Annotated in this window: 23 protein-coding genes; 4 read left to right on the forward strand and 19 right to left on the reverse strand. The window is 48.0% G+C overall.

Annotated elements, in window-relative coordinates:
* Positions 1–7 precede the first annotated feature (7 nt).
* The 6 genes from GI364_RS19670 to GI364_RS19695 all read right to left on the reverse strand — a co-directional run bounded on the left by GI364_RS19670 (position 8) and on the right by GI364_RS19695 (position 4,103).
* The gene (locus tag GI364_RS19670; RefSeq protein WP_198850890.1) at positions 8–907 is read right to left on the reverse strand and encodes a flagellin N-terminal helical domain-containing protein; all 900 of its coding nucleotides are present in this window, start codon (positions 905–907) and stop codon (positions 8–10) included.
* A gap of 45 nt (positions 908–952) precedes the next feature.
* Positions 953–2,449, reverse strand: coding sequence for a flagellar hook-associated protein FlgK (gene flgK / locus GI364_RS19675; protein ID WP_198850891.1), 1,497 nt, complete (start codon positions 2,447–2,449; stop codon positions 953–955).
* Positions 2,450–2,460: 11 nt separating this feature from the next.
* Complete coding sequence (locus tag GI364_RS19680) at positions 2,461–2,757, reverse strand: hypothetical protein (RefSeq protein ID WP_198850892.1); 297 nt, start codon at positions 2,755–2,757, stop codon at positions 2,461–2,463.
* Positions 2,758–2,961: a flagellar biosynthesis anti-sigma factor FlgM gene (locus GI364_RS19685; RefSeq protein ID WP_198850893.1), complete on the reverse strand. Its 204-nt coding sequence runs from the start codon at positions 2,959–2,961 to the stop codon at positions 2,758–2,760. It abuts the gene before it with no gap.
* Between the two features lie 73 nt (positions 2,962–3,034).
* Entirely contained in the window at positions 3,035–3,565 is a 531-nt protein-coding gene (locus tag GI364_RS19690; protein WP_198850894.1) for a sigma-70 family RNA polymerase sigma factor, read from the reverse strand.
* Positions 3,566–3,701: 136 nt separating this feature from the next.
* Entirely contained in the window at positions 3,702–4,103 is a 402-nt protein-coding gene (locus GI364_RS19695) for a TIGR03826 family flagellar region protein (RefSeq protein ID WP_198850895.1), read from the reverse strand.
* 194 nt (positions 4,104–4,297) lie between these two features.
* Here GI364_RS19695 and GI364_RS19700 point away from each other — a divergent pair, with 194 nt between their 5' ends.
* A complete protein-coding gene (locus GI364_RS19700; protein WP_198850896.1) occupies positions 4,298–4,522 on the forward strand; it encodes a hypothetical protein in 225 nt (74 codons plus the stop codon).
* A gap of 55 nt (positions 4,523–4,577) precedes the next feature.
* Positions 4,578–5,090 carry an acyl-CoA thioesterase gene (locus tag GI364_RS19705; RefSeq protein WP_198850897.1) on the forward strand — a complete coding sequence of 171 codons (513 nt, stop codon included), beginning with the start codon at positions 4,578–4,580 and terminating at the stop codon, positions 5,088–5,090.
* A gap of 32 nt (positions 5,091–5,122) precedes the next feature.
* Here the strand turns inward: GI364_RS19705 and GI364_RS19710 are convergent, their stop codons facing one another.
* Genes GI364_RS19710 through GI364_RS19725 form a run of 4 tightly spaced genes read right to left on the reverse strand, consistent with a single transcriptional unit; the run spans position 5,123 to position 9,037 of the window.
* Complete coding sequence (locus GI364_RS19710) at positions 5,123–6,118, reverse strand: ComF family protein (protein ID WP_198850898.1); 996 nt, start codon at positions 6,116–6,118, stop codon at positions 5,123–5,125.
* Entirely contained in the window at positions 6,115–6,978 is an 864-nt protein-coding gene (locus tag GI364_RS19715; RefSeq protein WP_198850899.1) for a DegV family protein, read from the reverse strand. Before GI364_RS19715 ends, GI364_RS19710 begins: the two co-directional genes overlap by 4 nt.
* Before the next feature lie 8 nt (positions 6,979–6,986).
* Complete coding sequence (gene pnpS, locus GI364_RS19720) at positions 6,987–8,285, reverse strand: two-component system histidine kinase PnpS (protein ID WP_198850900.1); 1,299 nt, start codon at positions 8,283–8,285, stop codon at positions 6,987–6,989.
* Positions 8,285–9,037 carry a response regulator transcription factor gene (locus tag GI364_RS19725; protein ID WP_304503183.1) on the reverse strand — a complete coding sequence of 251 codons (753 nt, stop codon included), beginning with the start codon at positions 9,035–9,037 and terminating at the stop codon, positions 8,285–8,287. The genes pnpS and GI364_RS19725 overlap by 1 nt, the downstream gene beginning before the upstream one ends.
* 270 nt (positions 9,038–9,307) lie before the next feature.
* Here GI364_RS19725 and GI364_RS19730 point away from each other — a divergent pair, with 270 nt between their 5' ends.
* Positions 9,308–10,630, forward strand: coding sequence for a helix-turn-helix domain-containing protein (locus tag GI364_RS19730; RefSeq protein ID WP_198850902.1), 1,323 nt, complete (start codon positions 9,308–9,310; stop codon positions 10,628–10,630).
* A gap of 25 nt (positions 10,631–10,655) precedes the next feature.
* Here GI364_RS19730 and GI364_RS19735 read toward each other — a convergent pair whose 3' ends face one another.
* From GI364_RS19735 to GI364_RS19765, 7 genes are all read right to left on the reverse strand, one after another.
* On the reverse strand, positions 10,656–11,090 hold the full coding sequence (locus GI364_RS19735) for a hypothetical protein (protein ID WP_198850903.1): 435 nt from the start codon (positions 11,088–11,090) through the stop codon (positions 10,656–10,658).
* A 145-nt stretch (positions 11,091–11,235) separates the two neighbouring features.
* Positions 11,236–11,892: a response regulator gene (locus tag GI364_RS19740; protein ID WP_233095884.1), complete on the reverse strand. Its 657-nt coding sequence runs from the start codon at positions 11,890–11,892 to the stop codon at positions 11,236–11,238.
* Positions 11,889–13,025, reverse strand: coding sequence for a sensor histidine kinase (locus GI364_RS19745; protein ID WP_198850904.1), 1,137 nt, complete (start codon positions 13,023–13,025; stop codon positions 11,889–11,891). The genes GI364_RS19740 and GI364_RS19745 overlap by 4 nt, the downstream gene beginning before the upstream one ends.
* 311 nt (positions 13,026–13,336) lie before the next feature.
* Positions 13,337–14,533, reverse strand: coding sequence for a methionine adenosyltransferase (gene metK / locus GI364_RS19750; protein ID WP_198850905.1), 1,197 nt, complete (start codon positions 14,531–14,533; stop codon positions 13,337–13,339).
* Between the two features lie 170 nt (positions 14,534–14,703).
* Positions 14,704–14,922: an alpha/beta-type small acid-soluble spore protein gene (locus GI364_RS19755; protein WP_198850906.1), complete on the reverse strand. Its 219-nt coding sequence runs from the start codon at positions 14,920–14,922 to the stop codon at positions 14,704–14,706.
* Positions 14,923–15,024: 102 nt separating this feature from the next.
* The gene (locus tag GI364_RS19760) at positions 15,025–15,780 is read right to left on the reverse strand and encodes a WecB/TagA/CpsF family glycosyltransferase (RefSeq protein ID WP_233095885.1); all 756 of its coding nucleotides are present in this window, start codon (positions 15,778–15,780) and stop codon (positions 15,025–15,027) included.
* A 41-nt stretch (positions 15,781–15,821) separates the two neighbouring features.
* Entirely contained in the window at positions 15,822–17,336 is a 1,515-nt protein-coding gene (locus tag GI364_RS19765) for a hypothetical protein (RefSeq protein ID WP_198850907.1), read from the reverse strand.
* 219 nt (positions 17,337–17,555) lie between these two features.
* On the opposite strand from GI364_RS19765, the gene GI364_RS19770 reads away from it, so the two are divergent.
* A complete protein-coding gene (locus GI364_RS19770) occupies positions 17,556–17,753 on the forward strand; it encodes a cold shock domain-containing protein (protein ID WP_198850908.1) in 198 nt (65 codons plus the stop codon).
* A gap of 99 nt (positions 17,754–17,852) precedes the next feature.
* On the opposite strand, the gene GI364_RS19775 is transcribed toward GI364_RS19770, so the two are convergent.
* Positions 17,853–19,052 carry an MFS transporter gene (locus GI364_RS19775; protein ID WP_198850909.1) on the reverse strand — a complete coding sequence of 400 codons (1,200 nt, stop codon included), beginning with the start codon at positions 19,050–19,052 and terminating at the stop codon, positions 17,853–17,855.
* A 257-nt stretch (positions 19,053–19,309) separates the two neighbouring features.
* Entirely contained in the window at positions 19,310–21,283 is a 1,974-nt protein-coding gene (locus GI364_RS19780) for a S53 family peptidase (protein WP_198850910.1), read from the reverse strand.
* Positions 21,284–21,583: the final 300 nt, after the last annotated feature.

A 21,583-nucleotide genomic window follows, 5' to 3' on the forward strand; every position in this document is an offset into this window, starting at 1 on the left:
TCATGATTTATCCATTGGGCAGGAAGCTCATGAGAGTAGGCAGAAGAACCTTTGACCCCATTTTCAGGGCGGCCGTGAACACGTTTTGATCCGTGTTGAACTGCGTGATGACTTTCGCCATGTCCGCCCCCTCTATCACCCCCTTTTGATTTGTCATGGTCGTCGCGTACTGCGTAAATTGGTTTTGCAGCGCCGTTGCGCGCCGAATTCGAGCACCAACACCGGCATTCAGATTTGTAACGTGCTTCATGTTGCTCTGCAGATTTGCCAAGTCTCCTTGCAAATTGCTAAGATTAGGAGCTTTCATGTCAGCAAGGATACTGTTCAAAGTATCCTTCAAAGATGCAGACTGAGCATTTGGCGGTTGAAGCATAATAGAGTAAGCCGTCACATTAATTGACAGCGTAGTGCTGCTGGCCACTTGGTACTTGATTGTCCCTTGCGAAGCGGTGCCAGCCTTAGCTGACACGGAAGGTTGTGTACTGGTGTCTGTTCCGCCAAACAAATACTGCGACCCCTGCCTTGTATCCAAGGTTTGATATACACGCGAAATGGACTGCTTCACATTTTGATATAGAGCTTGAATTGTACCTGTGCTCTTTGAAGTACCATTCAAGGCTTCCAGAACATTACTTTGAATGGATTGCAAAGCCGAACTAATCTGCTGCATAGCTCCCGAGGTATTGTTCATCCAAGAAAGCGCTGAGGAAATGGTGTTTTGATAGCCTTGGGTTTCCGAAATAATACTGCGAATCGCCATGTCGTTGGATACCTGCACCGGATTGTCCGAAGGCTTGTTCAAGGACTTTCCAGTCGACAGTTCCATTTCCAGAGACTGCAGCCTTTGGTGGATATTCGTGATGTTATATAAAAACTGCTGTGTCATCATACCGTCAGTAACTCTCAAGCCAAGTCACCTCCTTCATACTGATAAGGCCCGTCGCCGGAACACCTATACGTTAGTAATCAGCGTTTGCAACATTTGATTAAAAACACTAATGAATTTTGCGGCTGCATTGTATGTATTCTGATACTGAATCATCTTGGCAGCCTGTGCGTCCTGATTGACACCTGAAATCGATTGCCTCAGGTTGGCTGACTGCTGAGCTAATGCACCAGCTGTCTTGACTTCAGAATTGACCCCTGACGCTTCGACCCCAATTTGTGAAACAGTACTGCCAATGAATTGGTCAAAGGTCCCATTCCCATTAAAGCCCGTTGTCAGTGTCGTGTTATTGAACAAACTGGCATAGCTCGTATTCCACCCGCTTGTGTGGGATACCGCATTCTGCAACTGAAGCATGTTGAGAGCGTTCCCATTGTCTCCAGGTTGTCCGGTCGAAGACGCTGCCAACAGGTCTGTACCTCCCTGTTGTAGAAAGGCATTGTTGACATGCAGCACCGTGTTCCCGGAAGCTGTCACAGTACTCGTGAAAAGCACGGGTGCGAGGTTGTTTCCATTGAGGTCATAGGCGTTTTTATTGTGCTGAACCTGGTTCACTTGGCTCTGAAACGCTTTTAAGAATGAATCAAGATTCCCCAAAAGTTTACTTGCATCATCTAAACTGTGTACATTCCCAGCTATGGACCCTGACTTTATCTGTGATAGGTTAAAACCAGACGACGGGTACGGTGCCGCCGCGCTTGAACCGTTTTGCACCAAGGTCCCTGGGACTAACCCGGATGTCGACAGTTGCGTAAAGCTGGAGCCACTGACGACTTGGGTTTTGTTTGATCCAACCGAGACCGAAACGGAACCATCATTCTGCTGCTGATAAGTAACATCCGCCAGTTGGCTCATTTTGTCGAGGAGAAGCCCCCGTTGGTCTTGCAATGCGTTTGGACTCTGGCCCTGGTTTTTAACAGAGACAATTTGCTTGTTCAAGTTGGCTACTTCTTGCGCGTATTGATTGAATTGTCCAACCTGTTTCGTGACCGTCTGACCCAGATTTGATTGCATTGCTTCCAACTGGCCTGTGATTGTCTGGAAGGTTTGGCCTAAGGTCTGGGCCTCTGAAATGACTGACTGCCGAGCAGCCGTATCGGTTGGATTCGTGGAAAGCGTCTGCCAGGATTGAAAAAACTGGTCGACGGCGTTTTGCATGCTGTTTGAGCTGGGTTCGTTTAATATGGATTGAATCTGGGACAGATTTTGCTGCCAGACATTGTACATTTGGTAGTTACTCTGATTGGCACGGTCCTGTCGATTGACAAATTGGTTCGTCACGCGCTGAATCGATTCGACTGTAACACCCTGACCAACCCTGCCTGCAACACCAGCGTTACCCGTTGTAGTCAGAGCAACTTGCTCCTGCATAACAGACCGCTCTCTGACGTAACCCGGCGTGCTTGCATTCGCCATATTGTTGCCAACTACGCTTTGTGCCTGTTTCATCGCCTCAAGCGTGGACAATCCTAGATTCAATCCATAAAACGTTGATAATCCCATGTTTTCACCACTCAACCTTCATAAGTAAAAGAGTTTTGTTGGCTCAGGTTACTAAGAAAATGTTCGGTTACCTGCAATGCTTGCTCAACGAGCTTCTGCTGGGTTACGACCTTGTCCTTAATCACGAACAGCCTGTCCAGGTCACTCCCAGTAAGCACGACGCCTGACAACAACCTAAGGCAGTCACATTGCCCCACCACCAGTGAAGCAACATCGGATGCATCGCCCTCAAGAAGTTTTTTCTCAAGCACTGCTGTCAGTTCCTCGAGTTGGGTCAAGACTGCATGTGATTCAGATTGCGCAATCATCTATTTCAAGGTTCCGCTGGAAAGAATTTTTGAAGCCAGGCTTTCTAGGTTTGGCTGATATTGACCGTTCTGTATTTGACTCTTCAGTTCAGCTAGAAACTCAGTTCGTGTCTTCTTAGCTGTTTTGTTGTTGTAAGTCCCATTTACCGACTTGTCGTTTGCAATTGGGTTATTGTGTGATGGGTTGATATTGGATGACATCATTTGGCTCTCGCCTGCCCTTCTACTATATATAACGGTCATTTTTCATCATTTTTTGCATTGATAACAAAAAAACTTACAAGTTTTTTCGAAGTGTGTCGATAGACTTCTGATAGGCACGGGTAACCGTTGATACAGAGACATCCAAGACCTGAGCTATTTCAGTAAAATTGAGGCCTTGTTCAAAGTACAGAGACAGAATCAGTTGTTCCCTTTCAGGTAGTCTTCGCAACTCGTTCAACACGTCCATCCATAACTCTCTGTCGTGTTCGGTGTCTACTGCTCGAACGTCTATGACATGGTCGAGCGTCACCGTGGACGGTCGCTGATATGCTTTCATCTTTGCCTGCATAGTTCTAGTCACTTTGACCGGCGCGGAGTCTCGCACAACATCCCTCATGGCTCCTTTCACTTGTTGATAAAAGCAAATTTGGCGAGTCTTTTCATCTACAACCTCAGGATGTCGTGTTCTAAACCTCCACCAACGAATCATTGCGGCAGATTTAAGGTCATCTCTATCTATGGCTGCACTCTTTCGATATTGGGTATAGCGCGTCGCTAGCCTTTCAACATATTGGGCTTCTTCTTCGGACCAGTCTATCTGCATTAAATCACCCTCTCAATTTCAACAAGGAATGCGTCCTGAGTTCAGGACGCATCAGTCTCTATTGTGAATTTGGCGCAAAACTGCACAATTATCGATGACGTGACAAATCAATGGTGTGCATTTTTATCTGTGCATTTTAATGCTTAGAATAATAACCGGGATATCGTCGCTCCTTTGATTCACCGGTTTGACGCTGTTTCAGACCTTCTGAAGCCACCGAAAATGCACCGCTCATTTCCCGAGCACAGACGTGACAGTATTTGCCCGACTGGGTGGGAGCTCCACAGTTCTCACACGAATAAAATAAATTGGGGTTGTTCCCCAAAATCAAGCGACCGTCTCTTATCATTTCAACAACCAAGTCCTCATCCACACCCGTGTCTTCCGTAAGCTGAGCCATATATGTATTCGGATGCTGTCTCAAATAAGGCCGAACGACCTGATAAGCTGCGTCTTCTTCCTTTAGGCATTCAGGACACAGGTCCCGACCAATTTTGTTATAAATTCCGCCGCAGCGTCGGCAGTTTGTAATGGACACTGTTACACCTCCGTACGAACGAACTGCTTCTAATTTATCCTTCACCTTACTAGTTTCGACAGAGCCATCCACAAATCTTGCTTTTTCCCGGGAAATTATCTCGAAACGTGCCATAATCCGCTCATTCAGACTGCATCGGGTTCAGAGAGGAAGTTTATCGAATTGGCCCGAATCATTTGACTCGGGGGCAAAACATGTACAAAATTGGTGTGTTTCTCTTACTTGTTACTCTATTGTCAATCTGGCAACTCCGCGTTTTCCAGCGAGAAGGTTTTCAATATGCCATATGGGGATATACAATCCTGATGAGTATCGCAGCGATTGTTGGGAGCTTGGAACTCGCAAGAATTACGATACCATCCCCGTTAGCTCCCTTGGAGAGTGTTTTTGAGCCCATCGGGAAAATGTTGCTTCCGTGAGGTGGCACAAACGAAAACAGATTGGCTACAATGAACGATACTGAGGTGAAGAGTTATGGAAGGTAAATCATCAGCTGAATCAAGAATTACAAAAACCAGCAACGTGTTTCCCAACGATCTAAATAACAACAACACTCTATTTGGCGGGAAGCTGATGTCGTACATTGACGATGTTGCTTCGCTGTCTGCAATTCGCCATGCCAGATCGTCTGTGGTAACAGCATCGATGGACTCCGTGGATTTTCTACTGCCCATTCGACAAGAAGACAGCGTCTGTCTCGAAGGTGTAGTTACATGGACCGGCAAGACATCCATGGAGGTGTTCGTTAAGGTTGTAGCGGAGAACCTGTATACGGGGGACCGACGCATTGCTGCCACGTCTTTTAGCACGTTCGTGGCCCTTGACGAAAACGGAAGACCCAAGACAGTTCCTCCGGTTCTTCCCGAAAATGATGAGGAAAAATCTCTGTATAATACTGCTCCCGACAGAGCGAAGACGCGCAGGGAGAAGCGCCGGCAAAGCCAGGAGTTAGCCGGAAAACTGACGACAAAAAAGCGATGGGAATAGGGAATTAAAGGGTAAATTGGCACCGAGAATCATCACTGCACGTGGGCAATGGCGATACACAGGAGTCGGCTTGCACCCGCATCCATCAAGACTTTGGTGCAAGCCTCTAGTGTAGCTCCCGTTGTCACGACATCGTCGATTATAAGGATGTTTTTACCGTGCAAGGGTCTGGTGCTGCTTTCGAACTGAAGTGTCCCCTCCTCGGTACCTGTCCATTTCTCACAGGTGTGCGAGGGGGGCAGATGACAGGACTGTAACGCATCAGCTTTGTTCTCGTCTCGAAGCATAAACTGCCCTTGCAGACTCTGCCTTCGTTGTCTCGCACTCTTTGCAGTTTGGGACTGGGTAAAAGCCGCGGCATTGACACCATCGGGGGTACCCGAGGCAGAGAACCGCCGAGACAATAGTTCCTTAAATGGAGTTTCGAAGTGCTTGGAGAGTTCCTCCGCCAACAGACCAACATGGTGATACCCGCGTTTCTTTAGCCTGTCTGGTGAGGTCGGCACGCAGGTTATCACATCCCAATCTGTTCCGGCATGTATTTCAGACTCTTGCACAGCGGCAGCAATCAGGTAAGCCAAATATCCTGTAAATTCAACACGTCCATCGTACTTCCAATGGCGAATGGTATCGCGGATGATGCCTTCGTAGGTTGCTGCACAGAAAATCGGTACAGCCGCAAACTCATCATGCCTGTTGTAGATATGTAGACTGCCGTTCCATCTCTGATAGGAGAACATCCGAGCATCCTGTAAACAAAAGAGGCACACACCTTGCAAAGTGTGTGCCCTTTCAGCTTCCTCGCTATCTCTCTGCTCCGTTCGCCGCTCCTGATGTTCACCGATGGGGCGTTGGCAGAGTGCGCAAGCAACACGTGAATCCGGATAGACCACGTTGAGAAGTTGCTGCCAGCGGCGTTTAAGACGAAAGATGACCGTATACAGCCTTACTGGCGGAACTGTCCGGCGAGTCATCCATTGCACAGCGCGTCGGAGACCTGTTCGCCGTCTTGTTCGTCTCTGTGTCATTGACGATTTATAAGCCTGTCAGGGTAATAGACGATAGCAATCAGGCCGGGCCCGGTGTGCGTACCAATGACTGGCCCCAATTCACTGATCTCCGTCTTCACGTTCGGATATTTTTCTGTGATTTCGCTGCGAAACGTCTTCGCTTCATCCAACCGGCCAGAGTGCACAACGCAGAGGTTAATCGGGTCTCCAGAAGCTGCATCATTATGCAACAACTGTCTAACCCGTTCCATGGCTCGGCGATGCGTACGGACCTTCTCAAACAGGTCAATGCGCCCGTCTATGACGGTGAGAATTGGCTTTATTTGAAGCAATGCGCCGAACACAGCCGCAGCACCGCCAATGCGTCCTCCCTTATGAAGGTATTCAAGCGTATCAACAACAAAGAAGGCTCGTTGTCCAGCCAATTCTTCTTCCCACATGGCGACGATTTCTTCAACCGTTCCACCGCTCCGAGCCAACTTGACGCCATCCATTAAAGGACCTGCGATTCCATAGCTTGCAATGCCCGAGTCAACGACCGTAATTCGATTTCCACTTACCATTTCGGCGGCCGTCTTTGCGGATTGGTAAGTACCGCTGAGTTTTGAGGAAAGCATGAGACACACTACGTGATCGGAAGTTTCCAACAACTCCTCAAACACCTTTGCAAATTCTCCGACAGGAGGCTGAGAGGTAGTTGGAAGCTGCTTTTCTTTGGGCAAGCGCTGATAAAATTCTTCGGCACTGATTTCCGTTCCTTCACGGTATGCCTCACTCCCGAAAATAACAGACAAAGGCACAACTTTGATGTCATATTCCTCTGCCTGTGACTGTGTCAAGTTTGCAGTGCTGTCTGTAACAAAACTAATTTTCTGCATAATATCCCTCATTCTTTTGCTTTATCTGATGTACCGAGTCGGGGAAGCGTAAACCAAAAATCACTTCCTTCACCGCTTCGACTGTCTACGCCCACCTCGCCGCCGTGGGCTCCAATAATGTGTTTTACGATGGCCAGTCCGAGTCCTGTCCCGCCGGTGCTGCGGCTCCTGTCGCGGTTTACCCGGTAAAATCGCTCAAACACGCGCAACTGATTTTCAGGAGATATGCCAATACCTGTATCCTGTACGTGCACCCGTACATCCTCTGCCAGAGCCTCACACCAGAGTGTAACGCTTCCTCCTTCCGGGGTATAGTTAATCGCATTGGTGAGGAGATTTAGAAGCACCTGAAGCAATTTGTCTTCATCTGCCCAAACCGTCATTTTGGTGTCTTTTATGTTCAGTAAGATAGACCTCTTTGCCGCTGCTTGCCGCACTCTGGAAACCGCGCTGTCTACGACTTCACCCAACTGGACCTTGTCTGGCTGGACGGCTTGCTGCGTACCTTCAAGCCGAGATAATTCAAGGAGATCAGACACAAGGTTGCCCATTCGATAGGCCTCATCGTAGATTGTTTGAAGAAACGTCCGATGAACATCCGGATTGTCCACTTCATTTTCCAGCAATGTCTCGGCAAACCCGCGAATTGCGGCAACGGGAGTCTTGAGTTCGTGGGATACATTGGCAACAAACTCGGTTCGCATGCGCTCCAAACGATAAAACTCAGAGACATCATTGCAAATCACAAGAACATCGCTGGTCTGTGCACCAAAAAAAGCCGAACTTGGAGAATTCACGGGAATCAATTGGACATCCAGGATTTGTCCATCTTTTAGCTGAATCTCCTTATGTGCCCCTACACCGTTGAGACTGGTCTCATCAATATATGCGCCTAATTGATACTGGCGAAACACTGTCCAGTGCTCATGCCCGAGCCACTGTTCCTCAGGCCGCTTAAACATTCGCTCGGCTGCGGCATTCACCATCGTAATACGGCCCCTGTTGCTGACGTACACGACTCCAGTAGTCATGGCTCGCAAAATATGGCGGAGTACGTCCCGTTCATTGGACAGGTTCACGAACTGCTGTTCCAAGTTGCGCGCCATTTCGTTAAACGCGTCCATCAGGCTGTCGTAGTCTCGCGACCGAATTTTGTTGACCATCCGTGTCTCGAACTCTCCAGTTGCCAATTTGTTGAGGTTTTCCTTCAATTGTCTGCCCGCGTCTAGACGTGCCCTTCCCCATACTCGCCAGCCAATGAGAAGTCCGGCAAGCAGGCCCACGACGGCTGCAATGAATGCAACCATCAGGTACTCGTACCTTCTACAAACTTATAGCCTATGCCGCGAACCGTTTTCAAATGAATAGGGTTCTTCGGATCACGTTCCAGTTTCTCACGAAGATGCGACATATGCACGTCCACAATTCTTGTATCCGTGGCAATATCATAGCCCCAGACGCGGTCGAGTAACTGATCACGAGAAAGCACTCTCCCTTTGTGTTCCATCAGTTGCCTCAGCAGTTCAAATTCTCGGGGCGTCAAATCAATTTGAAGCTGGTTGACCGTCACTTCATGTCGTTCTAAATCCATCCGTATCAGACCAGCCCGTAACTCCTCGCTGTTTGCTGACTCCTGCTCAGGTTGGTCCGCTTCGGCGGCGTTATCTGTCCGTCGAAGGACCGCCTTCGCCCTTGCGACAAGCTCTCGCGGACTAAAAGGCTTCGTGACATAGTCGTCAGCACCAATTTCCAGTCCGAGTACCAAATCTATCTCCTGGTCTCGAGCCGTCAACAGGATAATTGGCGTTTTAATTCCTTGTTGTCGAAGTTTCTTGCAGACTTCTAGGCCATCCATTCCCGGCAGCATCCAGTCCAGCACGAGCAAGTCATATGCATCTGGATTAGCTGCCACGCGTTGATACGCATCGTCTCCGTCATGGCTGACGGACACTGAAAAACCGGCTCGTTCAAAATTGTATGCAACCAATGTAGCAATAGATGTTTCATCGTCTATGACTAAAACCTCTGTCACATTGGCACCTCCCGAATTGGTTGTCATTGGCAAGCTGTCGCCTGCTTCTGCAGATCTGAAACTTTTGTGAACAGTCCACTGCACGGGGCAGGTTTAGCAATGCACAATTCCAACTTTCGTGGTAATATTAACCTGCTATTACTGAGAATCACACCAGTTCAGAGGCGGAGTCAACTGTTTCACAACTTTCATTGCCTTTAACGTAGCATACTTACACCATTTAGCGCACAAATTCCTGCTTAACCCACAGGGGAATCGGTGCAATATCCCACCTCCACAGAGAAACGAGTGTAAAACATGCCATCAATTGGTGAGAAAATTCGACAAATCAGGCGACAAAGAGGATTGACACAGGCTGAGTTAAGTGACGGCATTGTGTCACCCAGTATGATTAGCCAGATTGAATCGGATAAAACACGACCATCCTATTCGCTCATCAAATCTATAGCGAACAGACTTGGGATGCCCGTTGAACACTTCCTGAATGAGTTTGAAGACCATTTTGCCATTTCTGCTCAGCTCCAACTGGCTCAATTCTGGTTTTTAATTGGAGATTACAAACAGGTTCATCAAATACTGGAGCGTCTGACCATCCCCGACACACCAGGGCACGATTTTTTTGAATACAGATTACTGCTTGCACGTCTTAATCGCGTCAACCAAGAGTACTCTTCGGCCGCGAAAATTTTGGAAGAATTGCGTGAGGCCTCGCTGACAAATCAAGACAAGCGTTTGCTGTTCTTTGTGATGAAAGAATCAGGACAAGTTGAGTATGCCACGAAGAACCTTGAGGGCGCTATACATGAATGGACAATTGCATTGGAAATTGTAGAATCTCTTCACGAAAACAGTCAACTCTCCACTCCAGAAGTAAATTACGAGATGGCCGATATGTGTCTGCGATTGCAAGAGTTGCATCAAGAACGAGGCGATTCAGCGCTGGCAAACCAGTGTCTGAACCAGGCAAGGCAACATGTGGAAGGCGCACGAAAACTGTCCGTCATTGCAAAGACACTGGTTCTGGACGGCATGCATGCCATGAAGGAGGATTCAAGCCGAGCAAAAGCATTGATTGAAAGCGGTGTAAATCTGTTGGAATTCACTCTGATGGTTGAGCAGTACATCTACACTCAGACTAAGCTGGATAAGGACGTAAATGCGCCTCTTGACATGAAAGACCTCGCTGCAAAATCAACAACTTTTTTGAATCTGGAACAGTTCATTGCGGGCGAAACAGAGAAAATTGAGCAATTCGTTCAAGCAGGAGAATTCACATCTGCCCAGTCAAGAATCAGACGGTGCAGAGAAATTATTGACGATTACAGCGGTGAAATTCCCGCGTTCAGCGAACAGGTTATTCCACTTTCCATCCGTCTGGGAATTGCTGAAGCTAGGACCCTCTATCAAAGCAACAACTACGAGAAGGCAATTGGCCTCTTGGAAGAAATGAGCTTGAATAAGAGTTATCGGTCATATAAGGTATACATTCTTAAGATCTATCAAATTCTGCTCAAATGGGTGGAGGAAACAAAGGGCACACGTTCTGCGGCTCACCTGGCAGGAAGAGTAAAAAAGCTACTGCAGGAGGAAATCGGTATGAGGGCTGAGCCGCCGTTGTAACAGGCGGCAAATGATGCTCCAACACCTAATACAGGACAGACTCAATATCCTGAATGAAAGCCTCTGCTACACCCGGTTCACGCAAATCGTAAATGTACCCCACAAAGGTTTCATTGAGACAGTGATTGCTGAGTTCCGCTGCCAATTCGGCTTCCGTACGTACCGCCCCATATGTCAACCCCGAATGCAATGCTGCCAGCCTTTGCACAATGCGTCCTGTTTCTTCACCGCTGGACATATCAATCACTCGAATGGAAGGTACTTTTTCCACGAACATCGACTTTAACATGACGTCGCGCAACAATCCCTCTATGCTGGACTCTGCATCGCGTACGATTAATAGCAACGACACTGGGTGAATACGGTTCTGATTCCGAGCTTGGAGTTTACGTACGACTTGCACAACAATCATTAGCGCCCCGTACAATGCAAGAGCCCAAAAAATCAGGACGTCTATCATAAGCCCCTCACCCCTTACTGCAACTATATGCAGAAAAAGGGCCAAAGGACTCATGGTCATTCAAAGTTGCCACCACTCCAGGGATACAGAAGGGATATATTCTGATTTTTGCCATATTTTCAATTAAAAAAAACGTTGGACATTGTCAAGCAGGCAGCCAATGATTACGTAATGCCAAAATTACCGCTTGTGTCCTATCTGAGACTTCAAGTTTTGACAGGATATTGGACACGTGGCTTTTTACCGTTTTTGTTGTAATACCCAGTGCCGCGGAAATATCCTCGTTGGATTTTCCCAAAGCCAGTTCCTGCAACACTTCCATCTCACGATTTGTTAAAACTTCACGCCATGAGTCGTTCATTACACTGTTACCGTAAAACTGTGATAACACTGTCTGGGTCACCTGAGGATGGACAATAGCCCGCCCGGCTGCAACTTCTCTCACAGCACGTATCACCTCTACGGCAGACCCGTCCTTCACCAAATACCCTGATGCACCTGAGCGCAGTGTCTCCAGAACGTAGCCTTCGTCATCGTGCATACTCAAAATAATAATTTTAACTTTGGGATACTTTTCCTGCAATTGCTTCGTCGTTTCTACACCATTAAGAAAAGGCATATTGATGTCAAGCAGCAGGATGTCCGGATCTATTGTTTCCAGGCCTGCCATGACATCCAATCCATTAGGCCACAACGCTACTACTTGAAAATCCGGCTCGTATTGAAGCACATCTCTTAGTGTGTCTCGAAAGTGGTCGTTATCATCAGCAATCGCAATTTTAATATGCTTGTCTGAACTCACTTTGACCCACCTCTTAAAATTGGTAATTCCATGACGACCTTAGTCCCCTTGGGCAATGCGTTCATTACCTCGAGCGACCCATTCAGCAGTCCCAGCCGCTGTCTGGATACGGTTAATCCAAGTTTCCCGTTTTCAACCCACTCATACCACTGTGACTCGCCAATTCCAATTCCGTTGTCCACAACTTCGACTTTAAGCCTGTCTACACCGTAGGTCAGCGAAATATCTACTTGAGACGCCTGTGCGTGAGCAAGTGTGTTTTTTAACGTTTCCTGCACTGTCCGAAAGATAGTCATTTTTTCAGTCGGCCGAAGTACTGTTTCGACGCCAATGAGGTGCACGTGAACCGTCACATCCGACCACTCGGCCCATTGCTGTGTATACCGCTTTAACGCAGGAATCAGCCCCAAGTCATCCAAAAGCGGTGGACGCAAGTCAAAGACAATTTGGCGAATGTTCGCAATGACGCTGTTCAAGCGTAGGCGAATGTCCTCTTTCAACTCTTCGTTGTCGTCAGCAACCGGTACTACTTGAACTCGCATGGCTGTCCCTGCCAGGCTCTGCATGGGCCCGTCGTGAAGACGTTGGGCAAGTACGCGGCGTTCGTCCTCCTGCATCTGCATAACCTGTAACCCAACGAGCGACTCAGTCTGTGCTGTTTGTAAGGTGTTGGCCAAGCCCCCGAATTGTTCCGTCAAATAGTCTGTGACGTGCCCGAATTTTACCATCAGTGTTTCGGCTTCATGTGCGGAAATACGAAGAGATTTTAAGCGGCGGGCCAATTCATCCCGGCGCCTGCGCAACTGTGCTTCACGTTCGCGCCATTGTCCCAGTTCCATTTGGAGTGCCTGCGCTTTCTCATACGCATCTTTCATTTCGCCGTGTGTGTACTGATAAATCCCGCGGTTGACCTGGACCAGTTGCTCGCGTGCCCGCCGACTGTGGCGCTCGGTTTCCTCAACACGGTTGATGGCGTCTGTACATTCTTGTTTCACAGATTCATACTCCTGCTCAAGTTCCTGTACTTCCTGCCATGTTCGCGCGACAATCTTTTCAACCTGCTGCTCGCCGTCTTCAATTGCATTCAGGGTTTTTTCGATGGCTGCCTGCAATGCCGCAACATGATACGCCAAATTGCAACACGTCACTTTCTGTTATTGTCTAGTCCATAAATTTCTTGACAGACAGCAGAGATTCCTGCTGGACTTTTCTGGTATGTAAACAAATTGAACCAAAGCATCAAACAAATGGGGTCGTACCAATAAAAAAAGGGCGCGGACAGACTATGCTGACTCGCGCCTAATGGGGTAAGGGTGATGTAAATAAGTTTCGGATGCCCCTCGGATATTTGTGGGGGTCTCAGCAAATTTTTTTGTGCTCATTCTGAGAAATAGTAGTTGGTTCAATATCACCCGCTGTGAGAATTCGCACATGTAAATAGATTTCACACCACACCAGCCTCAGATCGAAGCAGGTTTGCCTTATCTGTCTGTTCCCACGGTAAATTCAAATCTGGCCTGCCAAAATGTCCGTAGGCTGCCGTTTGCCTGTAGATGGGTTTACGCAATCCCAACTCTTTGATGATTCCGGCAGGACGCAAATCAAAATGCTTTCTAATGAGTTTCTCAATCAGGTCTTCATCCACAGTTGCAGTACCAAAGGTATCCACTGCAACAGACACAGGTTGTGCTACCCCAATAGCATAGGCCAATTGAACTTCACATTTTTTTGCAAGGCCTGCAGCTACCACGTTTTTCGCAACATAGCGGGCTGCATATGCAGCACTGCGATCGACTTTCGTGGGATCCTTACCTGAAAATGCCCCGCCTCCATGCCGGGCATAGCCGCCGTAGGTGTCTACAATAATCTTTCGGCCCGTCAAACCTGCGTCACCTTGAGGACCCCCAATGACAAAACGTCCTGTGGGATTTATAAAATACTTGGTTTTCTCATCGAGCAGTTCCGCCGGAATCACTGTTTCAATGACGAACTTCTGTATGTCGTGCGCTATTGTGTCCAATCCCGTGTGCTCGTCATGTTGAGTTGAAACCACAACCGCATCAACCCGCACCGGGATTTCTCCATCGTATTCGACTGTGACCTGTGTTTTACCGTCAGGGCGCAGGTAGGGCAGCGTCCCATTTTTTCTGACTTCCGCTAACTTCCGAGACAACCTGTGTGCGAGACTGACAGGTAGTGGCATTAGTTCGTCCGTCTCGTCGCATGCAAAACCAAACATCAGGCCTTGGTCGCCAGCACCGATTTCCTCAATCAGTGCGTCTGCAACGTCAGGCGATCTCGCCTCCAATGCACGGTCAACACCCATGGCAATGTCGGGAGACTGCTCATCTATCGACGTCATGACTGCGCACGTTTCAGAGTCAAAGCCATACTTTGCCCGAGTATAACCGATTTCCGCTAGAGTTTTGCGGACAATTTTCGGGATATCCACATAACAGGTAGTCGTAATCTCTCCTGCAACGAGCACCAAACCCGTAGTAACGGTGGTCTCGCACGCCACTCTCGCGCTTTCGTCATGCGTTAGAATTTCATCCAAAACAGCGTCTGAAATTTGGTCGCAAATTTTATCAGGATGACCCTCTGTCACTGATTCAGACGTAAACAATCTGCGTTTGGCCATTCGGTTCCCCCTCCTTCTATGTACTGCGGGGTGAAAAACATACCTATGTTAAACTATTCATTTCTACCCGTCAAACAACATTTCAACATAAAGCATAAGGCGAAGCGTATGCTTCGCCTTATGCTATCAACAAATTCTTCAAAATTCAATTTTATTCATGTGAATGCTTTTTACTGTTGCTGTCCCGATGTACCGGAAAGAGACTGTTCTGCGTAGGCAACTAGTCGCTTTGTAATTTCGCCGCCCACTTTACCAGTATCGCGGGTGGCTAACTCTCCCCAGTAGTCTTCGCTGCCTTGATAAACAGGAAGCCCCAACTCCGACGCGATTTCGTACTTCATGTTGTCGAGTGCCTTATGAACACCAGAAACAATGTGACGCTTGCTCATATTGCTGCACCTCCCAGAAAACTTTGTCGGTGCACCGACATTTCTTAGCGTGTCCAGCCGACTTTTCGATACCCTGGGAGATGTTTGGCACAGTTGCTTGTTTTAGCTCCGTTTAGTCACTACTTTCCATGCGAACCTTGGCAACGCCAGTTGTCTCTTCCAGCGAGACGGTTCCCTTACCAGACGATAAAACCATTCTAAATGAACCCGTTGTACAACTTTAGGAGCACGTTGTACCACTCCGCTCCAAACATCGATGCTTCCTCCAACTCCGATTCCAACGCAAGGCGGAAGCCCTGCCAGGGATTCAAAAATGAGCTTTTCTTGCCGTGGTTGCCCTAAGCCGACAAACCAAACATCTGGCTGGAAGGCTTCGATTTCTTGTTTCACTTGTGACCATTCATGATTTTCAAAATAGCCGTCTCTTCCTGCAAATATGACCGATGGATAGGCCGTACGAAAGCTGTCAAGGCAATGTGCCAAGGAATCGCCTCGAGCTCCGAGGATATACACCCGAAGTGGAATGTTCCGAGTCTGAGCTGTTTGCAGAAGAGCCTCGCCTAACTCCACACCCGTAACCCGCTCCAACTTCGCATTACCGATTCTCTTGGCAGCCCAAAGTACGCCGATACCGTCTGGCGTTACGAGATCGGCGACAAAAGCCATTTTCTTCAGTTGTTTGTCACGTTCAGCGTGCATCACAAACTCGGGTCCGGCAGTGATGACCATACGTCTGCTTTTTTCCGATACCCAGTGCAAAATCTGTTCGACTGCAGTTGTCAAGTTTACTTTATTGAATCGAATTCCTAAAACTTCGATGGAATGATGAGCTCTGTATTGAACATTTCCACGCTGCACGAATGCATCCCTCTTCACGTCCGAAACCTGGCCGCAGCCTCCTATTGCGACGTCTGCAGCAGGGTCAGCACAGGATTTGTTTGACTCCGTTCACGGATTACCTCTAATTGTACTCCAAACAAGCTGGGTTTGCTGATATAAGCGGTTTTTCCGTTTACCAACGTGATCCAGCTGTCTGCAAATCCGTAGAGCCCATTATGGTAGTCCAATGCAAATCCCGAGTCCTCCACTTTTTTGCCCTGATACGTAAACGGGTTTTGGGGGTCCAGATTGAGGTATACTGTGTGCTTGTCACTCGGCCTCGAATCATATGTGTGTTGAACGGCACCTGAGTAACCCAGAACTGTTCCATTCGGCAGTACAGTGAGCTTCTGCATCCCTGCATGAAGAGCAATTCCGTCCCAATTGTGAGTCCCATGGGGCAAGATTCGCAGTGAGCCCTTGTACCCGGCGGGAACTTTCAGGGTAATCGTTACACCCTTGTCAGATTCTGCAGCTGCCGTTCGTAAAAGTCGTGTAAGTTCGGTATTCACGTTCGACTGTGATGTGTTAAAAGCTCGTGAAAAGGCACTATTCGCTGGTTGTCCGCTGTGAATAAACCGAAGGAATTTTTGAAATGGGCTTGTACCGTCCTTTTGCAGCAACATGTTTACTGCCAGCCAGTCCTGCAACTCCAGGTCATACGGAGCTTTGCCTTGAATGACTTTAAGCTCATCACCAGTCAAAGGACGAAGGGAACCGCTTATAACGGCAGCAATCACATTTTCAGCCATACGTTTTGCGTAGCCGCTATACACCAAGTTGGGCTCTGTTTTCGTTTGCAGAAGCATCCCCATGTGAACTGCCATCCCCTCATTGAGCCAACTTGGCAGTGCACCCCCATTCTCATTCAGAAACACGTGCGTTAATTCGTGGGTCAAAGTGTTCACCAGTTCTGGTGTTGTTTTGTTTTGGTACAAGGGAATAATGACCGTTGACCCATCGGTAAACCCTCCAGTGTCCAAACTCAATTTGGACGTTTCCGCTTTCGTAACTCCAACTGCTTGAAGGGCTTGTTGGTAATCGGAAGAAGTCGTAACTAAATCAATGGTCGCCCTTGACCGAAGACTTATCCCAAGAAACGAAGCGATTTGTGCGGCAATGTCATATTGTTTTAACAAGTTCTGTGTATGAACGACTTGTGAACTTGGTACATTACTATTGAAGGCTTTCACACGAATCAGTTTTGACAACGAAGCCTGGGATTCCGGACCGAGTGCAGGTTGGGACACTGCGTTGTTTCTTGCCGTGTTGTTATTTTGGCTGTGAGCGCCCGGTGTCCGCTGTCCGTTCTGCTGCGCAAGCGCTGGAACCTTCTGATGCACTGACTGCGTGCTTGGCGGACTATGTAATCCTGAAAATCCAGACAGCAAGGACACATGTCGCAAGGGTGCAAGCCAGTGGCGCACGCGCGCTGGAGATCGCTGGTATTCAATGGCGAGAATCGAAGCAAGGGTAAGGGACAGCGCAAAAACAGAAATGGACAAGTGAAACAACTGTTCACCACGGCGTGACACTACACTTCCTCCTTTTCCCTTGGAGACAGTTCCCATTGGATATCATCAGTCTGCCCACTTGTCTTCGGCGTCAAAACACCGAATTTCGGCAATATTGCTTTTGCCATTCGGTTCGTGCTATGATAGGCTTGCAACGCAAATTCATTTGAGTACAGGTACTGCGAAAGTACGGAACAGGTACTTGGCTGGAGTACATGGTACTAAGTAGGAGGCAATACAGTGCAAGGAACAGTTAAATGGTTTAACGCAGAAAAGGGTTATGGATTTATTCAGGTGGAAGGCGCTAACGACGTTTTCGTCCATTACACAGCCATTACCGGTGAAGGTTTCCGTACCTTGGAAGAAGGCCAGAGTGTTGAATTCGATATTGTCGAAGGTCAACGTGGCCCGCAGGCCGCTAACGTAGTAAAATTGTAATCTTAATAAATAAAACGGCCGACGCCCCGCTTTCGCGGGGCGTCTTAATTATGCATGGAGTATTTTAATGGACAATGTGACAGCCCTGTTGCTGCTTCGTTAGGATACTGGAGCTGTCGCAGATGTGTTTTGACGACGGTCCAACGACTTATTAAAAGCAATTGTCACTGCGTTGATAAGCAAAATGGACATGGTCACATAAAAGACTGCACGAATATTAAACGCAGCAGCAACGCTGCTACCCAAAATTGGGCCCAGCAAGTTTCCTAAGAACAAGGAACTGCTGTTAAAACCGAAGGCAGTAGCCTGAATTTCCTTTGGTGCCAATTTCTTTACCAAGACATTTAGCGATGGAATCATCCCGCCGACAAACAATCCGAGGAAGAACCGCCCCACAAGCAGGACAGTAATCCCCCCTGCCAAAGCCTGCGGAATATAGGCCATCGCTGCCATAACTAGGGCTAACATCAGAATCTTCCGCTGACCGATGTTATCTCCCAAACGGCCAAGTAAAGGCGAACCAATCATATTTGCAATACCTGTGATGGCTACCACGAACCCAGCAACCAGCGCTAAATGAGGCCCAGTATACAGTGTTTTTGCATAAAGCGTAACAATCGGTTCAATACTCATCATCCCGAGCTGTGTCACTACTGATGCAAGAAATACGGGCCACAGAGGAACCAGTGACTTCCAGGCCACTTTGCGCTGGTCTTTCACTTTCGCCACTCTCACGCGCTCTTCCTTTACAAACACTGCTACAATCAAACTAGCTAAAATCAGGAGAGCTCCTGTTAAGTAGAAGACATGGGAATAACCAATTGCCTCCGCTAAAGCCCCGCCAGCCAAAGGTCCAATTAGATTCCCCGCAACGGTACCTGTCTGTAATATACCTAGCGCTCGTCCGGAGTGTTCGTCCGGCGTCACGGAAGCTTGCAGAGAAACGGCCATAGAGATAAATCCAGAAAAAATACCGTTGATCAACCTCAACACCAACAGTTCCCAAGGTGCTCCAACTAAGCCCATGAGGATTGTCATTACGCCCATGCCAATACCCGCTCGTAACAGCATGATTTTACGACCGTGCCGGTCTGCAATAACGCCCCACAGCGGTTGAAATAAAAAAGACGTCACAAACTGCGCTGAAAAAACCCAACCAGACCACCGTTCTACGGTTGCCATGTTGTGAACTCCAAGTTGTTCAATATATAAGGGTAAAAACGGAATAATAAGGCTCATTCCAGAAACAACAATGAAATTAGCAAATACCAGTATGACGAGGGTTCGTTTCCACTGCATACCGCAACCTCTCTTCCACTCTCTCTAGTCTTCGTCTTGATTGGATATCTACGGTAGAAAAGCTTCGGGTACCTAAATAATTGTACCGACATACAGTGTAGAGCACCTTGCGACAAAATTCAAAGGGCCAGCTTTCCAGCCGGCCCCGAATTTTCTTTAGAAATGAAGTTATTTGTGTCTGAATAGCGGTCCCGCAGTAGCGTCAGGCCGTAGGCTTTACAAGCCTGTTCGAGACAGCACAGGTTGGCAGTTGCTGATTATCGGCCGTAACCGTAGAAGCGGCCCCACTCTCCCCATTGTCCCTGCTTAAAGTCTTTCGCCAGTTTCGCCACGTTTGGAACACCCAGCCCTGTAGCCTGGTTATAGACGGTGCCAGGCTGGCCTGTATAGAAAATGTTGTCGTTGCTGGTTCCCTGTGCATTCAGCGGTGTAAACGGCGAGTTTTTCCGTACAGCAAAGCGATAAATTTGCGGATTCCAGAAGCCAACTCTGGTATGGTCCGCTGAATTAATAACAGCAGTTAATCCGTTCAACTGCGGTGAAACTACGCTGGTTCCGCCATACTGCACCCACCCAGGGGTTTGATTGGGAACACCTTTGCTATTCTGCTGGCTGAGATACACGCCATAACCGGTTTCTGGGTCTGCATCCAAGGATACATCGGGCATGTTGCGTCCGCTGCCGACTCCGGTAACCACTTTCGGATTGGGGTTGCTGGTAATAGAGCTGGCATTGCTGTTTGGAATCCAGTTTGTCACCCCCGCATACGTGTTGACACCGGGGACACCCTTCTGATAGCTCGGTGTTTTAAAGATAGTACTGAATCCGCCGCCGTCGCCTACAAGGTAATCAGCAGCCCAATTTGATACTGTCGGCTTTAGTTCTGTATTCAAGTGGCTGTAGTAGTAATCCCAGCCCCAAGCGCGTTCCTGCTTGACGTTCACGTTTCTCGAGGCGTTTTGCCAGGGAAGCGTTGTGCCGCCTGCCGCAGTCACGTACGGACTGTCTGCCGGGTTGTCCACCACGCGGCCAAACAGACCCGCCACTCCGTTAAAACCGTAGTCATAATAGACTGCTGAGTCATAAGCCCCGCCGTCGCCGGATGATGCAAAGGTAGAAATCCCCTGTGCCGCAGCTTCCATATACAGTTGATTGAAGACCTGAGCATACTCCGGAGTCTCTTGATTCTGCTGGACAAAATAGTTGATAATTTGCTCGCTTTCACCCCAACTGACCGATAATTCCTGAACTTGATTCTCCGAGATGGCTTTCGCATAGGCATCCGTAAAACCTGTGTCAGTGTTAGGGCCGATATAGACGTGAATGTTTGCAGCAGGAGCCATAGCACCTGATTGTTCAACATCAAGGGTTGTTTCATCGTAGCCTGAGTAGTAAACGCTCGGAGACTGAGCGTTGGCATTGTCTACGTTGGTCACCGTCAAACGGTGAGGATTCACATTAATGCCCATTGCCTTCCAATAGTGATAGGCGTCGCTGGGATTGAAGCCGGCCAATGTGACGATACCTATAGTCTGACCTTGACCTTTGGCTCCCTCTTTATAGAGTGGTGTAACGTTGTAATGTTTGGCCATTTTTGCCGGAGTCTCAGCATAGGGACCGCTAGGCGGTGTTGCTGACGGCTTCGATCCCGGTTTTTTCATGGACAAGGATTGCATATTTGAATAGTTGGTCAGGCCGAGGATACACAGGATATTGTTGGCTACACTCTCCGGTGCCCTGGGCTCCCTACGCGTCGCATGGAACTCTTTCCCTTTGTACCTTGCCTTTTGAATATCTACGCTAAAGGCTTTATTGAACTGGCCGACAGTGCCAGTTGCGGTTATTACGAGATGGTTCGGATACACAGAAGACTGAATCCCAAATCTCTTCAAATAATTTGTAACACTATGAATTTGCCAGCGGCTCGGAGCAAACTCGCGGCTGAACTGGCTGACACTCAAATAGCGCCTGAAGTTCCAGCTCCCCGGAGTCGTCGTACCATGGATGTACTTTGTCAAAGCCTGTTTGTTCTGAATTTTCATTACAATATCTACTGTTACTTGTGTTGAGGAAGGCAAGTTACCGAAGTAATTGGAGTGCTGTAGTACTTGTGAGCCAATACCCTGAGGAATTGCATTGGATTTGGACGCGGCAAATGCAACGCTGGGCAATGCTGCAGTAAGAAGCGTCCCTGTTGCTGCGACTGCCAAAAACTTCTTTGTTAAATTCACTTTAACCTCTCCTTATGTAAAAATAGTGTGACATCCTGTCAACCAATATTACCACAATTTTAATAGATTAGGATGATTTCTCTGAAAAAATCATTAAATCTGATAACGTTTATTAACAAAAAGATAACAACATCTTCATCTAAATGTAATACTGTACCGGTATACTACAAATCAGTAAGTGAGCACAATGCTTACTCACAATTGACCCCCTTTTTTTTATATATATTTTGTGTTTAGGCTGACCTGTTTCAGGGCGGTCTTTTTCTTTTCATTCAGTGTCTGCTGACGCCTCGGTGCACC

The organism is Alicyclobacillus sp. SO9, from assembly GCF_016406125.1.
In the GTDB taxonomy this organism is placed as follows: Bacteria; Bacillota; Bacilli; order Alicyclobacillales; family Alicyclobacillaceae; genus SO9.